The following is a 19,031-nucleotide window of genomic DNA, read 5'->3' as shown; positions in this document are numbered from 1 at the left end:
GGGCTCCGATCATTGTAACGAGTAATATTTAGTTATCTCGTTACAACCCGCTCTTGTTCAAATCGTTCCGCAGAACGATATTCACATGATGGACATGCAAAAGAAGATCGATGATATCAGCCTTCTTGGCGGTCACCCGGCACTCGACTTCGTCAACACAGTCGATAGTCGCGGTGGACGTTGGGGGCCGGATTTCCTGAATAGCTACGATGACCTGGTGGCCTGGGCCTGTCGTCTCGACGTGATCGACGACAAGGAACGCGACGTCTTGCTGGTCACGGCTAACAGTTCGGGGCCGGACGCCGAAAAAGAACTCGGCCAAGCAAAGGACCTGCGGGAGGCCCTATACCGACTGTTCTTGTCCGAGTTTGGTGAAAGCCAAATTAGTCCGAATGATCTCGAGCTAGTTGCCGACATGGCTAGACGTGGCCTATCCCAACAAACATTGGGCCAGGTTGGAGGCACCATCGAGTGGCGTCGCTCGGAGGCCAAAGACTTGGATGCGATCAGCAACCGTATCGCCGTGTTGGCTGCCCAGCTGCTGACGTCGCGAGCCGAACGCCGTCCTGTGCGCGCGTGCCAAGGTCGAAATTGCGGCTGGCTTTTCCTAGACCAGTCTCGCGGCGGTCACAGGCGGTGGTGCTCGGACAAAACCTGTGGATCAAATGCCAGAGTGCGCAAGTTCCGGCTTAGGTCCTCTTAACGCGGATAGCACAACGCCGCACATCGCGCACTTGTCGTGCGCAAAGTAAGCCGCGTCGGTGCCACGACGCGCGGTCGCTTCCGGCGCATCGAGCCCGTTTACTGAGCGATGCGGCGCGGACGGTCCAGCACTATCGGCTTCCGAGCGCTGAGCGATACGGATCGTGAGGTGCCGTTGTTTCATGGCGACGCTCTTTGAAGGTAAGCGGGTGCTGATCGTCGAGGATGTATTTTCTGGCAGATGAGACTCGGCAGAAGCCTGCGAGAGCCGGCGCATCAGTTGTCGGTTTTTGGCTGGCGTGGGCGCCGCTCTGGATCTTGTCGAGAATGAGCGCAGCGATACCCCGTTTGCCTTCGCAACCGCCTTTGACCCGTCGGTAATTCCCGTAATTCACAAGGAGCCGCTAGAGGCGTTTAGGTGTCGTAGCTTCCGCGCCCCCAACAGGATGCGGCGCGTAGCTTGCAAACTCTTTTGCTCGTTCGCCTATCGCAGCAACCAGGGGAGCAAATGGGGCTCGTCCTCCTGGAGGGACATCGACGGAGAGAAGGCCGTTTGCGCAAGGCCGATTGTCATCCCAACCCGGATGATTGACGATTGGATACAGGCACAAACCTTCCAAGGGCACCCCCGAGCGGATCGCATCCAGAGCCTCGTCGGCAACATAGTCAAACCAGGATGCCCGCCTGTCATCCTCGATGCCGGTCTCGGCGATAAGCATCGGCTTGCCGTAGCGCGCGAACGTCTCCACCAGAATTCGGCTGAGGGGCTTATAACGCGAATGACCAAGGTCGATCGGTGGACCGCCGTGAATCCACTGGTTGTTGGAATAATAATTCACACCGAGGATATCAAGATAGCGTTCGCAGCCTCCGATCTGCGGCCACATCCTTCCGCCAATCAGGTCCCAGGCCTGGAATTGCGATTGGCGATGTCCTTCGGCGGTACGCGCATCGTGGGGACGCGACGGATCCGCGACGACGTTGATCACCGGCTCGCAGTGGACGAAGCGGGCCCGGGCATCGACAGAGATAATGGCATCCATCGCTGCGATGGCGGCGCGTGTCATCTGCACCTTGAGTTCGAATCCGCGCCCATTGGCAAATGGGTTCAAATAGCCAGCGTCACCACCGCCCCATGAGAAAAACGAGATCTCGTTGACAGGGCAATAAAACGGAACGCCATCGCTCTCCTCGCGGACCAACTCGGCGCATGCACGTGCGAACCGCGCGAAGCGATCGACGAAGCGAGGCGACCAGATGTCGAGATCGTCGGGCCAGCCATAATGCAGAAGATCCCAGACAACTTGGGTCTTTGTTGCCTTTGCCGCCTGGAGCATCGGACGAATGCTCGACCAGTCGTATCGGCCAGCTTTTTCAATCAGGTGCCATCGGAAGCCATCGCGCACGGTGCTGATACCAAAGCCCTGAAGTTGGCGATAGTCGGTCTCGGCATGGTGATCGTGACCAGTCGCGGCGATCAAGTCGAGTCGATCGCCCTGCGTCTCACCGTTTTTTGGCCGGAGCCGATGGCTCGAACATTCGAAACCGCCTTGCAGGAATGATTGGAACAGACCTGTCGGCCGCGCTGCCTTTCGCTCTCCATGGACATCTGCCAGAAGCCGCTCCCACTGCGGCAGAACTGCCTGGACGGAGTAGTCCCTCTCGACCTTCCGTCGCAGGGCGGTGCCGAGTGCGTGACGGCGCGCAGGGGACTCGATCAGCGCGACGATATTTTTCGCAACGACGCCTGGACTGCGATGGGGCACGAAGATACCAGATAGTCCGTCATCGATCTGCTGCATAGCACCGTTATCAGGCGTCGCAATCACCGGGAGGCAGGCTGCCCCGGCCTCTGCGATAACGTGCGGCATGCCTTCGCCTGATGACAGCCAGACGAATATATCGAGCGCGGCGAGCAGGGACGGGATATCGTTCCGGTCGCCGAGGAACTGAAGCATACCATTGAGCCCGTGCCGGGCGGCCAGGGCTTTGAGGTGCACAGCATATTCCGGCAGGAAGGCGTCCGGCCCGCCGACAATAACGAACCGTGCACTTTTCTTGGTGGCATGAACCAGTGCGGCGGCCTCAATAAAGTCCTCGACATTCTTTTTGGGATCGAGCCTGCCAACCCAACCGATCAGAACCTCATTTGCCGCGATCCCGAGGTCCGCTCGCGCCCGCTCGCGATGTGCAGGGTCGAAGGCCGAAAGATCGGTCATAGAGGGGATTTCCAGGGCATGATGGTCGCGCCCGGGCATGCGGGATGCGGCTGCGTCACGGATCGAGCGGCAGACGCCCACATAACGCGCCGTCAGATGCTTGGGGCCGGCCAAAGCCTCTGAGACCAGCCCGCCATGTTCGATGAGGGGCGGGCGAAGATGCAGTCGCTCCAATGCCGGATAGATGTCCGCCACGTTCTGGCAGGAAACGACAATGTCGTAACCTGAGATTTTCCCGGCGAGATATTTTACCGTATCCTCGAACGACAATTCGTAAGGCGCCGTATCGACATCGATCCCCAGCCCTCGAAGCTGCCGGTGTGTTTGCTCCGGCATGCCGGGTTTTCGGAAGCAGGCGACGACGTCGAGACGAAAGCGACGGCGGTCGAGATTCTTGGCAAGCAGCCGGACCTCCGTCTCCTCGCCCCCGACGACCAGCCAGGCGAGGACGAAAAGGATCCGCAATGGCGCTGGTTCAACCTTCATTCGCTGGCCTTGAATATAACCTGGAGGAATTCCGGCCGGTTCTCGATCAGATCGACGAGGAAAGCAGGCGCTTCGTCCATAGGCACGATATGAGTGATCATGTGCTCGCGGATCGTCGCACCCTCCGTTTTCAAGAGGTCGAGCGTCACACGTGCCAGCCGTCGACGGTCCCACCGTGGCGCCAGCCCGCGGGGAACGCGGTTGATTTGCGCACAGCGAATGTTCAGGCCGTTGTGATGGAATTCTTCCCCCAGCCGCAACGAGCTGGCGCCGTCCTGGTAAAAGGCAAGATCGATCACCGTGCCCTGTGGGCGCAAGGCTTTGAGCGCCGTGTGCAGGCTAGCTGCATGAGCTCGCGTCTGAAACGCTAGATCCGCGCCGCGTCCCGTGGCGCCGTCGTGCCAGCGCGCCTTGGCATGCTGCCAGGCTTGTTCCTTGTCCATCGCCATCAATCCCATCGCCTCCGCCTTGCCGCGGCGAAATTCGGAGGGATCTGTGATCAAAATGTCTGATGCGCCGAGCGAACGGGCAAAAAGCGCCGTCATCAAGCCAACGGTACCTGCACCGAGGACGATGACCGTTCGCCCGCAAACGCCGGAACCGAGTGCGGGTACGGTTGCGCCAAATGCTTCTGCGTCGGCATGGAGGATGCCGTTGGCAGCGATCGGTCCCATCTGCGCGACAAAGACGCCGAGCAGCGGATCGAGATCGGGCGAGATGCTGACAAGAAGATCGTGAAAGGGGTCTGCAGTGTGCCCAGTTTTGTGCCCGTAGCTTGCTGCGAGCACCTCGCCATCGGCAAAGCCGGGCGCGCAGGATTGCGAAACGCGTGCAACCTCCATGTAACCGAGGAAAGGCACTGGATAGCTAAGATCCGGCTCGTTTTCGATGAAGACGCCGCGTTCGCCATCAAAGCGCGCGCGGAGATAGGGGTTGGTGTTCTTTAAGAACGTCAGCTCCGTCCCGGCGGAAAGACCGGTATAGAGCGTGTCGAGCCGCACATGCCCATCGGAAGGCGGGCCTTCCTCGTATTCGAAGAAATAGGCTCGGCCCGGCGCCTCGATGCCAAGCGAGCGAATTTTGCGGTGCCCAGGCCGCAGTTCTTGAGACTTCTCGGCACGTGGTTGTGCCAGCAAGGGCGATAGCTCGCGCCGCTTCAGAACCGGGGCGTCGAGGTGTATCGGCTCCCCGCTGCAAGCCGAAGATACGACGGCGACGGCAAGCCGGTGGGTGGCTAGAGCATCACCATACGGGCAGCGGATGCGGTTTTCACCACCACGGACGGCGTCGATGAAATCGCGGTCTTCGCGCCATACCGGATCGCCATCGGCACGACGCACTGGGCGTCCTCTTCCAACATCCACCATGATGTCGCGATCAGTCAATTCGATCGCCAGTCGGTCGGCGAAAATGTGCAGGCCGACGCGATGGTTCCAGCCGAGAAGGCAGCTCGCTGCGATATTGGCGACTACGCCCGTTTCAAAGGTCAGGCTAGCGGTCGTGACCGTCGGCACATCGAGGCCGGGAAACTCCACCCTTTCCGCGTATCCCGCCCGGCCATAGACGTCGGTGACCTCGCCGACGAGGAAGCGCGCCAGATCAAGGAGATGCGTCGCCTGCTCAACCATCTGGCCCCCCGATTGATCCTTCTTCCACCACCACTGCGGAGGCGGTGTGGAATCCAGCCAATATCCCGACAGCAGTTGCGCTGGATTATCCGCCAGCAGGCTTCGAGCCTCATCGACGATATCGAGATAACGCCAGTGGTAGCCAACGCCAGTGACCAAGCTGGCTTTCGACACGCCGGCTGCGATCTCTTCCGCCAGCGCCAGATCCAGCGTCACCGGCTTTTCGACAAAGAACGGAACGTTGCGGTCGATGAGGTCCCGTTCCGGCTCGCCATGGGCAAAAGGCGGAATGCAGATATAGACCGCGTCGAGCTGTTGCGTCTCGAGCATTTCGCGGTGATGGCTGAAAGAGCGGGCGCCAAGACGCATTGCGGCTGCATCCGCACGGGGAAGGTCCGGATCGGCAAAGGCGACAAGTTCGACATCGTCGAAACCGGTTAGGATATCCAGATGCCGATGGGCGATGCCGCCCACGCCGATGAAGCCTAGCCGCGTTTTTCGCATTTCGGTATCCTTTTGTTTTTGATCTGCAAGTTGGGTGAGGAACCGCTCGTAGACGGCGCCAGTCTCATCCGCCATACGATGGACGGAAAAGTTGCGCGCGAAACGCGCGTGGCCGGCTCTGCCGGTGCCCTTTAGATGGGGGTCGTTCAATGCCTGATTGACGACAGCGGTGATCGACGCCGGGTTACCGGGCTCGGCGAAATAGGGATGATCAGCGCCCAGCGCCTCGACGGTTCCGCCGATCCTCGTCGCAACCACGGGAACGGCAAGCGACATTGCCTCGAGAACCGCGAGTGGAAGGCCTTCAAAGCGCGAAGGAAGCACGAAGAGATCGGCGATCGCCATGATCTCCGCAATATCTGCGCGGTGCCCCAGAAAGCGAATGTGACCGAAGGCTTTCAAATCTCCTGCCAAGGTGCTGACACGATCTTCTTCTGGACCCGATCCAACAAAAAGCAAAACCGCTTGAGGGTGAGCTTCAAGGATGGTCGGGAAGGCGCGGACAAGCGACGCGTGATCCTTCTGCTCGGTGAAGCGGGCGACCATCAGCAGCACAGTTTTACCCACCAGGTCGAGCGCTTGCCTTAGTTCAGTCGTTGCTCGCGCCGGCGAAAGCGGAAAGATGCCGTTGCGCACGACTGTCAAACGCTTCGGCGCGACGTTTGCCTCGCAGAAGCTTTGACGCGAGGCCTCGGAAACCACGATGTGATGCGACAGCCTCCCGGTCTCACGCCGGTAAAGCTCGATCTGATCAGCATCTGTGAGCAGATAAGGCAGATGGTCGGTGCGGATGATCGGGATTGCCAGGGCATCTGCGGCGGCGGCTAGGCCGTGTCCCTCCCATCCGATTCCCGCGTGAACGTGCAGAAGATCAATACTTGATCGCGCCAACCACTCCTGGAATGCGCCTGCATCTTGGCTTAGCTTGATGCCAATTCCGTGGCGCGCAGCACGCGGCAACAAACCGGTCCTGTCCTCGCTCAACAGGGCTATTGTGACATCCCACCGTTTGCTCAAAGCCCGCCCAAGAGCAAGCATGTGCTCGCCCATCCCGGACGGTTCAGAACTGTCGGTCGCCAGCAGGATATGAGGACTCCTACTCATGTCGCGCGCCGGCAAACGCTTTGCCGGCCTCATGCCGGAGCTTCAGGCGCCGGTAGGTCGCCAGTGCCTGGCCGACCACTTGATCCATATTGTAATATTTGTAGGTTCCCAGCCGCCCGACGAATGTCACGTCGGTCAGCGCGCGGGCGAGAAGCTCATATCGTTTATAAAGTGCGTGGTTCTCAGGGCGGGGGATCGGATAATAGGGATCGCCGTCGGCGCGGGCATATTCATAGCTGATGCTCGTCTTTGGGTGAACCTGGCCGGTCAGATGCTTGTATTCAGTCACGCGCGTGTAATGCACGTCCTCGGATGGATAGTTGATGACGGCTACCGGCTGTAGCCGTCGTGCGTCGTGCGTTTCATGGTGGAATTCCAGACTGCGATAAGGCAGCTGGCCCAAACAATGGCCGAAATACTCGTCTATTGGCCCGGTAAAGATTGTGTGGCTCGCCAGCCCATCCTGCTTCAAATCGGCGAAATCCGTGCCAACCATGACCTTTATGTTGTCATGGTTGAGCATGCGTTCGAACATGCGCGTGTATCCGTGAAGTGGCATGGCCTGGAAGCGGTCGAGGAAATATCGATCGTCGGTATCGGTGCGGGTAGGCACTCGTGCGGTGACTGATTTGTCGAGCTTCGAGGCATCAAGGCCCCATTGCTTGCGCGTGTAGCCTTCGAAGAAAGTGCGATAAAGTCCGGAGCCGATTTGAGATATGACGACGTCTCGCGACGTTATCACGGGATCGCAGGGTTCCGCCCGATTGGCCAGGAAGCGTGCAGCCGCTAATTCGTCCGCAAGGTCGAGGCCATAGAGCGCGTTCAGCGTCGTGCGGTTGATAGGGATGGGAAGCCGCAGGGCGCCGACCTGTGCAAGCACGCGATGCTCGTAGGGACGCCATGCTGTGAAACGCGAGAGGTAGGCAACCACATCCTCGCTGTTGGTGTGGAAAATGTGCGGGCCATATTTATGGACAAGGATCCCGGCGTCATCGTAGTGATCGTAGGCGTTTCCGCCAATATGAGGCCGCTTGTCGCAAACAAGCACCTTCCTCCCATCTGAGGCAAGTCGTTCCGCCAGCACCGATCCGGCAAATCCTGCACCGACGATGAGATAGTCATAGCTTCCCGGCGCGGACCGTTCGGTGCGAACGGAAAATCTTTGGGGCAGGCCAGGAGATAGGACTTTTTGCGCTGCGGCCTTTTCGACAAGCGCCGACATCTTACGGAAGGTGGTCTCCCAGGATGACCGGGCCAAAATTTCATCGACGGCTTGCAGCCATGTCTGATCATTACGGGAAATATGAAGGGCAGCATCGCAGGCCTCCGCAAAGGCTTGTGGGTCATTGGCCAGGAAGACGCCTGGCACATCGCCATACCCGCGGACCACATCGACTATTTTCGTTCCGACGATTGGCCGGCCCGCGGCGAGGTATTCAGGAGTTTTAGTCGGACTAATGAATCGGGTGGCATCGTTCAGCGCAAACGGCATAAGCGTCGCCTCCCAGCCCGAAAGGTAGGCCGGCAGATCACCATAGGCTTTCTGACCGAGATAATGGATGTTGGCTGCTCGCGGCAAATCATCGGGTGAAATCTTCACGATCGGTCCAAGAAAGATGAAGGAATAGCCGGGCCGCGTTGCGGCAGAGCGTTCCATCAAATCCAGATCGAGCCGCTCATCGATCACACCGTAGTAGCCAAGGCGAGGATGAGGAATATGGACTTGGTCCCGGGGTTCCGGCAAAGGCTCGCGCGCCCTGCGGAAGTGATGGCTATCGACACCGGATGGAAATGGGTGGATGTTGTCGTGTTGGTCCCGTTTGGCTTCATAAAGGCTTATGCCACCGGTGAAGACGACATCGGCGGCGGCAATCAACATCTCTTCGGAGGCCTTGAGGTTGGCCGGCGCGAACTTGAAGTTTGCCAGCTCGTCCATGCAGTCGTAGACCACCGCAACCGAATCGACATGCCGGGCGAAAGCAAACATCAACGGGGTGTAAAACCAAAGAATCGGGCGTTTTCCGCCGTAAAGCGTGATGAGTTCGTCAAGCAGCTTGCCAAGAGCGGCTTCACGGTCGGCCTCGCTCCACCCATTTGGAATGCGCGGACGAACCGCCTTGACGCTGGTCCCCTCGAACGGGTGGATCTCCAGATAGGCAAGGGAATGGTCGGTCGGGATGAATTCTTCGAAGAAGAAAACTGGGCGCTCCCGCGAGAAACGCTGCATCAGGTGCTGGGGTCTTTGGAGCACAAAGTCCCAGCGAAGATGCGAGAAGCAAATGAGCGGAGCGTCTTCCAGCAAACCGCAGCCGGACAACGGCACAGAATTCAGCAGATTCATCAGGCACCTCGCAATCATGGCCCCCACGAACTTGCGATTGCGGCGAATGTTCCAATCAGTTTGGCTAAGTTATCTCCATAAGGCTTTTGAGCGTCCGGAGGCTATGCGGCCATGTCCAGTTTTCCAAGACGATCTGACGTGGGTCGAAGCTGTGCAACCGTCCAAGCATGTCGCGGATACCCTCGTGAAACTCACCGGCCGAGGCAGCGCACCCCGTCTTCGGCGTGATGTATTGCAGTCCGCAGCTCAGCTCACTGTTTGCAAGCACCGGTATCCCCGCCAGCATATACTCCGTCAAAATAGCCGGCGCGCCGTCATCGACGCCGCAAACGACGCCGATCCGGGCCTGGTTCATAAGCCTGTTCACCTCGGCAAATGGTACGCCAGGCGGATCGACGAAATCGACGTCGATGCCGAGTGCCCCTGCGTGCCGGCGCAGCGCTTCCATCATCTCGCCATAGCCGCAGACGCACAATGCGCGCAGCGAACGGGGCAGTTGGCCTAGCGCGTTGAAAAGAATGTCATGCCGCTTGTACGCCTGGGCAGCAGCGACGTAGATCACGTCATAGATCTTTTCCAGACCTAAAGGCCGGAATGTCGCCTCGGAAGCAAACTCCGGTCCGATTGGCATAATCGCGGTGCGCATAGCGGGATGTCGAACGTGCACTGCTTCCGACTGCCACGCGGCGCCGGTGAGAATAAGGTCGAAGTGGCGGCTCACCTCAGATGGCACGCGCAACGCCGGTGCGTCGATCGAATTATAAATTTTGAAACTGTCGGGGCACGCCAGCAATATGTCTTCGCTGACGCCAAGGCCCCATACGCACAAGATCGACGGTGGTCCGAAAGCCTCAATATGGCCCAGCATATCATTTGATGCGAATGGCACTTCAGGCCCATTCATCTGGAACGACCGGCGCGTCAAGAATGGGCTGCCGTCAGGCCGATGCGTATGTGGCAACGCACCACGGCTGTGGGTCCAAATCTCGGCGTGGTCGGCAAGGCCCCCTTTGAGGACTGCAAGAGGGAGTCGCTCGATGTAGCCCCCCGCGACCTCGACGTTCTGTTTCGGGTTGACGGTCCTCTCTGGGAGAGGTCCGCGATTGCCCGACAACCATTGCTGCCGAAACCAGGCTATCGTCTCGAATTGGGCGTCACGCCAATCGCCGTCCTGGAAGTCGCTGATGACGACTATTCGGCGTGGTGTGTTTGGTGCTTGCAGCGCAACCATTTGCATTGAAGTCCCGCGTTTGAAGCCGATCTAAGTTTGCATCTCATTGCCGGGAACCCCTGCCTTGTGCGCCTTCGCGCCAGGTTGAATATGCGGCGGCTAATGATCGGCGACAGAAGAGCGCGCGACACGGCCGGCGCCCGACGGTGACCTCGGGAAATTAGCTTCTCTTGATGCTGGCCAGTCTCGCCACGAAAACATGACGAGAAATGATATAGACCCGACGAAATCTCTTTATAGGCCACCTGCAGGAGCGATCTGCATTTGCGCAGGCTGGGATTTGTCGGGTTGTCCGGGAAGGGGTTTTTGGTCGATCGGGCGTTCATCTGCCGGGGCCGCCGGCGTCTGTGATTGAGGGGTCGAACCCGTCCGTTCGGTTCCGACGTTGGGATTCATATCGGCAGTCCCGCCCGCTTTCGCATCAGTCGAGACTTGCGGATTCGCCGAAATCTGGTCCGTGCCGATGGGCTGCGGCGTGATCTTGCCGTCGGACGAAGCAACGCGCCAGACGGTATTGCCGGCGTCATCTGCGACGAGCAGAGCTCCCGTCCCGTCGATCCCGACGCCGACTGGTCGTCCCTTCGCCCGGTCGCCCTGGATAAAGCCCGTGACGACGTCCTGCGCCTTGCCGGATGGCTTGCCGGCCTCGAAAGGCACGTACACCACTTGGTAGCCGTTGAAGCTGTCCCGGTTCCAGCTGCCGTGCTCGCCGATGAAGGCGCCGTTGGCGTAAGCGGCCGGCAGCGCTGAATTCATCGAGAACGCCAATCCGAGCGCCGCGACATGGCTCGACAGGGCATAATCCGGCGGGGTTGCCCTTTCGACCATGTCGGGACGCGGCGGATGTACGCGCTCATCGACATGGTTGCCATAATAGCTCCATGGCCAGCCATAGAAACCACCTTCCTTGACCGACGTCATGTAATCGGGAACGAGGTTTGGACCGAGTTCGTCGCGCTCGTTGACGACCGTCCAAAGCGTCCCTGTCTCCGGGTTGAAGGTGAGGCCGTTCGGATTGCGCAGACCTGAGGCGAAGACGCGCGCCGCGCCGGTATGCCGGTCGACCTGCCAGATAGCTGCACGGCCCTTTTCCGCTTCAAGCCCATTCTCGACGATATTGGAATTCGAGCCGACCGAGACGTAGAGCATCTGCCCATCGGGGCTGAGCGCCAGATCCTTGGTCCAATGATGATTGATCGGACCACCGGGCAGGGGCGCCAAAATTTTCGGTTGGGCCGTGATTTCATTCTGCCCGAGTTCATAGGGGTAGGCGAGAATGGCGGACGTCGAGGCAACATAGAGCGTGTTGTCGATCCAGGCGACACCGAAGGGCGAATCGAGCTTCTTCAAAAGATCGTGCTTCTCGTCCACCGTGCCGTCGCGGTTAGCGTCACGCAGCAATGTGATGAGGTTGCTTTCCTTCTGCTCGCCGCCACCACCATGGGCGATGGACATGATCCAGTCCCGAATCAAATCCTTCGGCCGTGAGGTCGGTTCGCCTGAGGGGCCGCGCGACTGAATCACCAGTACGTCGCCGTTCGGCAAGGTATGGACTGTCCTCGGATTGGCGAGGCCCCTGGCATAAGCCGTTACCGTCAAACCGTTCGGAGCGGCCGGCGTCTCACCGTCCTTCCAGCCAACGACCTCCGCTACCTTCAGATCAGGCAGCAGGGAGGGGGCTGGATCCGGCAGGACCGGGTTGGGCCCAATCTGCTGAGAAATGTCAAAGCCTCCGCTCTGAGCGTAAGCCGCAAGACCGACGCCGACAGATATCGACAGAACTGAAGCACCGAGAAGCTGAGACTTCATCATCATATCCTCCAGGCAAGTCTGGCATATTTCCGGGCGGAAACGGCTCCGGCCACCAGGCACAGGACAAAGGTGACGGCCGAAAGCATCAGTCCGTACGGGACCACGGCCGTCCATCCATCGCCGGCATGGAGAAGGTTGTTGGCAAAGGCGAGGCCCAGTATGACCAAATAGAGAAGCGCGGACAGGAGCGGCGGCCGCAAAGGGCGGGTGCGGGGACGCATCAAATCCATCAACCCTGCCGGAATCGCAAGCGAGCCGAGCATAAGCCCGGCGAACAGCAGCCATGCGGAGAAATTCTGCCACATCAGATTGTCAGTCTGCCAAAAAGCTATATCGGTCGCTAGCGCGAGCGTGAGACATACGAAGGGAAACGGGACAAAGAGCGACTGTATTGGATAGGCGGCCGCGTCTCGATCGCTTGGGGACGATATAACCATGGATGCTCCGTAAGAGACTGAGAGCTGGGATATGCCTATCCAACCGCGGCAAGAGCATATGGTTCCGTTACAGGGCGTTGCGGCGCCAGCTAGCGCATGGTCTGCCACAGCAGGGAGTGAAAGAAGAAAGTACTTCTTCGCAGCCGGTTTGCAGGTCAGCCGCAGGTCGTAAGGCGCATTGTCTGGCATCGCTCCATTGTCAGCATCGTGAAGCCTCGCCGACCTCAGGCGTCTCGTGCCGCATGCCGGTGATGGAAAAATTGGCGCGCGGCTGACCTCGGCTGTCGCATGTTCCGTCGGCAGGATTTTCGGTCGCACCAGTCGTTTCGATGTTCGGACGCCAAGCGCGCTATCCGCATGCCCGCCTTCGGCGGAGCGCCGGCGGAAAAACCGGCGGTATCTCCAATACCTGACTTACGAGCCATGCATTGGCCGGAAGCATTTGCCACCTGACGATCGAAGCGAATGCCGATATCGCACCGTTTCGCGATCGCCAAATGGCCGTCCTGACCGCGATCAGCGCATGGCCTGGCTCGACGGACTGGTACCCGAGGACGAAATCCTGCGCCCGCTTGCTGCAGAAACATCTGGGTCGCGAGCCATTCAGCCTCTCCTGTCAAGCCAATGCTTGGCGTCCAAAGCGCCAGCCGCAATTGCGGCGCCGTTGCAAAGCTCCGCCGCCCAAGGGAAGACAGCGACACGCCAAGCAGGTGTATGCCTTGTCGCGGCGAGGAGAGTGGCGCAAGAAGCAGATCGACCACCTGCTCAATCGGTGATCGCCAGCAGAGGTGCCGGAATGGTTTTGCTGCGGGTGATCTGGCTGAAGTCGGCATATTTGACCTGAGCGTCACCGTCTTGGCGCCAATTTCATTGGCCCGGCAGTAGTCCCAGACTTTCTCGATGAGTGGCTGAAGCCCTTCGCGGGCGGGCTCAAAGGCATGGATGTCCTGCGAAAACGTGTCTTCTGCGCCGACTGATTTCCGCGCGCGGTCAGATTTGACCAGACGATTGTCGATGCCGCGGGCGATGCCATAAAAATACGGTCCTGACTTCCCGAAGTGTTCGACGAGGAAGTCGAGGTTCTCGCCTTGAGGTCCGCTCCCGTCTCGATCCCGAGCCGTTGCATCTTTCGGCAGTCGCCAGCCCGACGCCGTGGAACTTCTTGACGGGCAGTTGCTCGACGAAGGCCGGACCGTTCTTCGGCGTGATGACGAACTGGCCGTCCGGCTTATTCTGGTCGGATGCCATCTTTGCCAGGAGACCTTGTTGTAGGAAATCCCGCCCGAGGCGGTAAGCCCCGTGGTTGCCTTGATCCTGGCGCGGATTTCGGCGACTATCTCGGTGGCGATCTCCATGCCTTTGAGATTTCAGTCACGTCGAGATAGGCCTCGTCGAGCGACAATGGCTCGATGATCGGCATGTACTCGGCAAAGATCGTCCTTATCTGCAGCGAGACGGCCTTGTAGACGTCGAAGCGTGGCTTGACGAAGATGAGGTCCGAACATTTCCGCTGCGCAGTCACCGGAGGCATGGCGGAATGCACACCGAACTTTCTGGCTTCATAGCTGGCGGCCGCTACGACACCGCGGGCAGCAGGAATGCCGACGGCAACCGGCAGGCCACGCAGCTCCGGATTGTCGCGCTGCTCGACCGATGCGTAGAAGGCGTCCATGTCGACATGCACGATCTTACGCGGCCCTTTGCGGTTGTCTTCGCCTGTCATCAACTAGCCTCCACCAGCGAGACCATGACTCAAACATCGGAAGTGTGCCCCACACTTGTCACCTTGGGGCGTCTGAATCCGCTCGCAGCCCAGGATCAGACGGGGCGATCCCGCCATTCCCGTTGAGGGAGGCGATCGCCGTCATTTCGAAGAGCGCTCCAAGCGCTGGGTCTCCGCCGCCGACGCCGCGGCCAGAAAGGCCGGAATCCACGTCGGCATGCCGGCCGCCAAGGCGCAGGCGCTCCTCCAGGGCCTGCGTATGATCGACGCCGATCCGGCCGCAGATGCGGCGACGCTCGAACGCGTCTCCATGTGGGCGCTGACACAGTATTCGCCGATCGTCGCCGACGGCCCGGAACGCGTCTTCGGCGAAAGGTGGATGTCTCCGTTCCAGGGATTTCGAACTCGCCGTGGAACATATGCGCAGCCCGACCGTTGCTCAGATCAGTTTGAAGGGCTGTGTGAAGATGCCAAATGAGCCTGCCAACCATGAATGATGAGCTTCGCGACATTGTCGATCAGAAACTGACCGCACTCATTCGGGAGATGGAAAATGCGGATTGGAGCGCCGAGGACGTCGCTTTTGCGATCAACGATGTCCTCAAAAGCAAGTGGCTTGATCGGATCACGGCGCTTCAAGACGCACGCGAAGCAGTTCCAAAGGGTTTTCATCAGACGGGAACGAAGGCTAGCGGCCTATTATCCTGGCGTGAAAAAGGAAACATTTTATGGCTGCGACATTCCAGGTCATCGCCATCAGCTCGCTCGACCCGGAGGGTAGCGACACCTGTAATGAGCCGATGCTCCTTTACCCCGATGCGCTAAAGACTGCGCGGCAATTCAAAGCTGATGGCAAAGAGTTTCGGGTGATTGCCAAGCGCGAGCAGTCGGAACAATAGTTGCAGTCGTTCCTGGCGCTCGGCGCGCTTGTATAGTCGGATGAGGAAGACGTTGTGGCCGGCTGATTTCGAAGGCGTCGACCCAGGAACGCCGGAGGTATCGGCTGCTGAGAGGCATCGGACTCAGGACTGTTCACTGACGCTTTGTCTCAAGAGTGGGCGCATCAAGCCCGAGGGTATCCCAGACCTACGCGGGCTGGCGAAGATCAGTCTTTGGTCGACTTTGCAGGATCGCGTCCGCGCATCGGGACTCATCCTGGCGATGTCAAGATGCTGCTCGTCGAGCGGTAAACCCGGCACCGTGTGCTTACGTTGCGGGTTAAGTCGAGACCGGGGCGGGGAGGATCGATTGGTGGACCGCACTGCTGAAGATAACGCGGCCCGCCGGGCACGCCGCGCTGAGCGCCGGCAGACGCAGCGCGATGCCAATGTCGATCGGGCCGCCAAAATGCGTCAGGTACGGCTAGCCGATCCGCAGGCCAACAAATCGACCGAGGATCGACTGGCTGGTCGTATCCACATCGGATGTTCGGGGTGGTACTATTGGCATTGGAAGGGAAAGTTCTATCCTGCGGATGTTCCGTCGAGTCAATATTTCTCGATCTATCAGAGCAGCTTCAAAACGGTCGAGCTGAACGCCCCGTTCTATTCGTGGCCGACAATCGGAGCCGTGAAGGCCTGGATCCGCCAGGGCGCGCCGGGTTTCGTCTACACCATCAAGGTCTGCGAGCTGATTACCCATATCAAGCGGTTCGAGCACGCGGAAAGTCTGATCCAGGATTTCGGCTATATCGCCGACCTTCTCGGCCCGCAGATGGGCTGCTTTCTTTTCCAGCTGCCGCCGAGCGTTCGCTACACTCCACAAATGCTGCAATCTATTTTATCGCAGCTCGATTGCCGCCGCAGGAACGTTGTCGAGTTTCGCCACAAGAGCTGGTGGAATGAGGAGGTTTTCGAGGCTTTCAGAGCCGCCGGGGCGATTTTCTGCTCTTGCAGCGGGCCCCGGTTACCAGACGAGCTGGTGCGGACCGCCGATGACATCTATGTTCGGTTTCACGGAACCAAGCAATGGTATCGCCACGATTACAGCGACGCGGAATTGCTCGAGTGGGTCGAGCGCATTAGGCAAAGCCGGGCGAATACGGTATGGGTCTACTTCAACAATGATCGCGACGGACATTCGATCAAGAATGCCAATCGGTTGTCGGAGCTGATAAGCATGCCAGCCACGTCGGCAGGAATGTGAGAGGTGGATCGATTCCAGCAGGCCTGACCTGATCGTGCTCGACGTCCAGCTTCCGGATGGTTCAGGCCTCGATATCTGCAGGAACCTGCGCCGCTAGGCGGTCTCGAATTCCTGTTATTCTGCTGACCGCATTGAAGGAGGGGTGGATCGTATCATCGGCCTGGAATTCGGGGCGAACGATAATCTTGGCAAGCCATTCAATCCGCGAGAACTCGTGGCAAGGATCAGGGCAGTCTTGCGACGAGCCGCTGACGCTCAGGACGCTGACAGCGACGTTAAGGTCTTAAATTTCCCTTCGTCGCTGATACAAGCACCCGGCGGGTCTGTAAGTTGCTTGGCCCGGAGATCGAGTTGGCCGCGGCCGAGTTCGAACTTTTAGTGGTCTTTCTTGAGAGACCGGACGCATGGGCGCAAGAGCGAGCCTATGAACCAATCAATAGACGTTCTTGGTGAGCAGGCTGCGACGCAAGCTTGGTCAAACTCAAAGCGGCCCCCTTTTCCGGACGATCCGAAACGGCGGTTATCAGTTCACGGTTCCGGTCAAGGCAGGCATGTCTGACGGGGCAGCTACCGTTGCGGCTCTCACCGGGAACCGCAATGGTAACTCGATATGTGCGGCTGGAGACTTTCATCGTCCGAGTTCCCATAGCCCAGGTGTCGCCGGGGTATGGACCGCCGGCGCAACAGTCGTTATTTGCAGCCATGTTGCGATGCTGAAAGCGTCGCTGAAAAAATCACTGCTGACATCGAAGGCTTCTTAAGTGAAAAAAGTACAACGCAGCTTTGCCGTCGAATACAGATCTGATCGGCGAATAGTCAATTCCAAGCCGAACTCGATCTGGGGAGACATGGATCTCAAGTCCGTCGCGCAAGAACTGCAAGACGAGGGAATGCCATTTCTTTCAGCAGCGCCTCGCCCTAGCGGCAGCGAGATGCTTTTAGCGGGAGAACAGTCCGGGCCGTTGTTGACACCGCCGATCGGGCAGGAGACAAATGCATCGGCTTTACAGGAGACCATGATGGCCGACGAAAACAATACAATGACCAGTGCTGACACGCCGGCCGCTGCCGTGCCCGATGTAGCGAAGAAGGTGCGCAGACCTCGCGCCAAGAAGGCGGTGCCTGAAACCGCCTCAGCCGCCGTTTCTGTGCAACCGGCGGCGGCTTTGGGTGCCAAAGCCGCAAAGCAGACGAGAGGACGCAAAGCAAAACCTGACGAAGGGGCGACGAGTGCGAGGCGTGCGCCTGTCAAACGTGCTCCGAAGGCTGTGTCGGTAGCGCCTGCACCGTCGGTGGCGGCAGTTGATGAGATCGCGGATCTTCTGCAGCTCGAAGAGGAAAACCAGAGACTGCGTAAGCTGCTGGCGCAGAAGCTCCGCGCTGAAAATGCCGATCTGCGAAAGCGACTCAACCTCGGTTGATCCGCAGAACGGCCAATCGCTGGCCGCATTCTCATGCTTATTGACGTGAAGATTTTGGCGGCGGTTCGTTCTGCCGCCAACGTTTTCGCGCGCAGTTTGCATACTAAGTAGAATTCGAGGTCGATTAATATGGCGTCTCCATGGAAACTTCTTGCTGGGCTGGTGTCACGGCGACGCCAGCAAAAGCAAGAACACGGCTCGACCGATGACTTGAAGCCGGACGCATCAGCCATCACAGAGCCGACTGAAACGGCCGCCGACAACCGCTTGAACGCCGCAGGCAGTGCGGCCATTCACAAAGAACGCGAGGCGGTGTCAGCAGAGCCGGATCATGCCGAAGATGCGGCAAGCAATGTTCACGACACGACAGATGGCGAAAGCGCAACGCTCGCGAAAGTCATTGATCTGCCCTTATCCAATCAGGCCGACGTAGCCGCGCACGCCGCACCAAAGGCGTTGCCAGGAGGCGAAGGTCCTACGCGAAAGCGCGGCAGGCGGAGCAAGAAAGCGAAAACGATTACTGTCGTTGTTCCACCTTCTTCAGGGGTTGCCGCCGTTGCTGACGACGCAGTGAGCCTCGATGGAGAAATCAGGCTGCTCCGGGATCAACTGGCGACGAAGCTTAGACTGCAAAACGCACAACTGAAGAGGATGCTGGATCGGTTCGAGCGCTGAAATTGTCATTTCCGATCGTACCCGACCGCTACCAATGTGCCTTTTGAATTTACGAGCTGCGTTGCTCGCGAACTGTATAAGGTTAGCTGACCTGCCGCCCGAGTGAGACGGAGTTCGCCGCGGGGCTTTCATACGGTGCAAATCCGCTTCCACCTGCCTTTGCCGAAATAAGTAGGCGGTCCCTCCGTCTCCACCATCAGCCCGGCTTACGGTTGGCAGTAATGTGAAGTCATCTTGGCCAGTTTGCTCGACCACCGTCCCAAGCACATTTGCGCGGCGTAACGACAATCGAGGACATGTCCCGGCTTTTCTAGCCTCGTCGAATAGGAGCGCGATCGACCGCTGCCATCCGACCGTCGAGCTCATGCTCGCGCCATGCCTGGATGTTCATCGCTCAGGATGAAGATCTTGATTGGCGCGTGATGTTGTATTGCCTGTGGTTGATCCGCGACGTGAGCGACATGATGCCGCCTCGCGAGGTTTGCCATGTCCGCCTCCGTCTGAACCTCCCCTTTGATTGCGGCCATCTCGTCCTGCCCCGGCTTTTGGTCCTGCCAGGCTCGCGCCGCCGGCAACGGCTTTGCCGTCCTCCACTTCGTTGCG

The 19,031-nt window shown here is 59.1% G+C and carries 13 protein-coding genes and 4 pseudogenes; 9 read left to right on the top strand and 8 right to left on the bottom strand.

Annotated elements, in window-relative coordinates:
- The first annotated feature begins 85 nt into the window (after positions 1 to 85).
- On the top strand, positions 86 to 703 hold the full coding sequence (locus FHX03_RS31480; RefSeq protein WP_246699318.1) for a CGNR zinc finger domain-containing protein: 618 nt from the start codon (positions 86 to 88) through the stop codon (positions 701 to 703).
- A 403-nt stretch (positions 704 to 1,106) separates the two neighbouring features.
- Here FHX03_RS31480 and FHX03_RS31475 read toward each other — a convergent pair whose 3' ends face one another.
- From FHX03_RS31475 to FHX03_RS31450, 6 genes are all read right to left on the bottom strand, one after another.
- The gene (locus FHX03_RS31475; protein WP_183857103.1) at positions 1,107 to 3,407 is read right to left on the bottom strand and encodes a glycosyltransferase family 4 protein; all 2,301 of its coding nucleotides are present in this window, start codon (positions 3,405 to 3,407) and stop codon (positions 1,107 to 1,109) included.
- Positions 3,404 to 6,643 carry a glycosyltransferase gene (locus FHX03_RS31470; protein WP_183857181.1) on the bottom strand — a complete coding sequence of 1,080 codons (3,240 nt, stop codon included), beginning with the start codon at positions 6,641 to 6,643 and terminating at the stop codon, positions 3,404 to 3,406. The genes FHX03_RS31475 and FHX03_RS31470 overlap by 4 nt, the downstream gene beginning before the upstream one ends.
- Positions 6,636 to 8,984: a UDP-galactopyranose mutase gene (gene glf, locus FHX03_RS31465; protein ID WP_183857101.1), complete on the bottom strand. Its 2,349-nt coding sequence runs from the start codon at positions 8,982 to 8,984 to the stop codon at positions 6,636 to 6,638. Before glf ends, FHX03_RS31470 begins: the two co-directional genes overlap by 8 nt.
- Positions 8,985 to 9,048: 64 nt before the next feature.
- The gene (locus tag FHX03_RS31460; RefSeq protein ID WP_183857099.1) at positions 9,049 to 10,215 is read right to left on the bottom strand and encodes a glycosyltransferase; all 1,167 of its coding nucleotides are present in this window, start codon (positions 10,213 to 10,215) and stop codon (positions 9,049 to 9,051) included.
- Between the two features lie 234 nt (positions 10,216 to 10,449).
- Positions 10,450 to 12,027, bottom strand: a complete 1,578-nt coding sequence (locus FHX03_RS31455) for a PQQ-dependent sugar dehydrogenase (protein WP_183857097.1) — start codon at positions 12,025 to 12,027, stop codon at positions 10,450 to 10,452.
- Entirely contained in the window at positions 12,027 to 12,464 is a 438-nt protein-coding gene (locus FHX03_RS31450) for a DUF2231 domain-containing protein (RefSeq protein WP_183780678.1), read from the bottom strand. Before FHX03_RS31450 ends, FHX03_RS31455 begins: the two co-directional genes overlap by 1 nt.
- A gap of 429 nt (positions 12,465 to 12,893) precedes the next feature.
- On the opposite strand from FHX03_RS31450, the pseudogene FHX03_RS34725 reads away from it, so the two are divergent.
- Positions 12,894 to 13,100: pseudogene (locus FHX03_RS34725) on the top strand (SOS response-associated peptidase); the annotation flags it as partial.
- Positions 13,101 to 13,174: 74 nt separating this feature from the next.
- Here the strand turns inward: FHX03_RS34725 and FHX03_RS34720 are convergent.
- Both FHX03_RS34720 and FHX03_RS34715 read right to left on the bottom strand, forming a co-directional pair.
- Positions 13,175 to 13,819, bottom strand: a pseudogene (locus tag FHX03_RS34720) (DNA polymerase IV); the annotation flags it as partial.
- The gene (locus tag FHX03_RS34715; RefSeq protein ID WP_246699317.1) at positions 13,798 to 14,187 is read right to left on the bottom strand and encodes a hypothetical protein; all 390 of its coding nucleotides are present in this window, start codon (positions 14,185 to 14,187) and stop codon (positions 13,798 to 13,800) included. The pseudogene FHX03_RS34720 and the gene FHX03_RS34715, both read right to left, overlap by 22 nt.
- A gap of 76 nt (positions 14,188 to 14,263) precedes the next feature.
- On the opposite strand from FHX03_RS34715, the pseudogene FHX03_RS31440 reads away from it, so the two are divergent.
- The 7 genes and pseudogenes from FHX03_RS31440 to FHX03_RS34235 form a co-directional block, all read left to right on the top strand.
- Positions 14,264 to 14,533 (top strand): annotated as a pseudogene (locus tag FHX03_RS31440) (DNA polymerase Y family protein); the annotation flags it as partial.
- 382 nt (positions 14,534 to 14,915) lie between these two features.
- The gene (locus FHX03_RS31435; protein ID WP_183857095.1) at positions 14,916 to 15,086 is read left to right on the top strand and encodes a hypothetical protein; all 171 of its coding nucleotides are present in this window, start codon (positions 14,916 to 14,918) and stop codon (positions 15,084 to 15,086) included.
- Positions 15,087 to 15,534: 448 nt separating this feature from the next.
- On the top strand, positions 15,535 to 16,332 hold the full coding sequence (locus FHX03_RS31430; RefSeq protein ID WP_409565201.1) for a DUF72 domain-containing protein: 798 nt from the start codon (positions 15,535 to 15,537) through the stop codon (positions 16,330 to 16,332).
- Positions 16,319 to 16,943, top strand: a pseudogene (locus tag FHX03_RS34710) (response regulator transcription factor); the annotation flags it as partial. The gene FHX03_RS31430 and the pseudogene FHX03_RS34710, both read left to right, overlap by 14 nt.
- Before the next feature lie 150 nt (positions 16,944 to 17,093).
- Positions 17,094 to 17,753: a transcriptional regulator gene (locus tag FHX03_RS31425; RefSeq protein WP_183857091.1), complete on the top strand. Its 660-nt coding sequence runs from the start codon at positions 17,094 to 17,096 to the stop codon at positions 17,751 to 17,753.
- A gap of 129 nt (positions 17,754 to 17,882) precedes the next feature.
- Positions 17,883 to 18,428: a hypothetical protein gene (locus FHX03_RS31420; RefSeq protein WP_183780690.1), complete on the top strand. Its 546-nt coding sequence runs from the start codon at positions 17,883 to 17,885 to the stop codon at positions 18,426 to 18,428.
- Positions 18,429 to 18,811: 383 nt separating this feature from the next.
- Positions 18,812 to 19,031: hypothetical protein (locus FHX03_RS34235; protein WP_210298797.1), on the top strand; the 220-nt coding region annotated here is incomplete at its 3' end.

It is taken from the genome of Rhizobium sp. BK456 (assembly GCF_014194045.1).
Taxonomy (GTDB): Bacteria; Pseudomonadota; Alphaproteobacteria; order Rhizobiales; family Rhizobiaceae; genus Rhizobium; species Rhizobium redzepovicii.
This window is presented reverse-complemented; position numbering and strand designations above follow the sequence as displayed.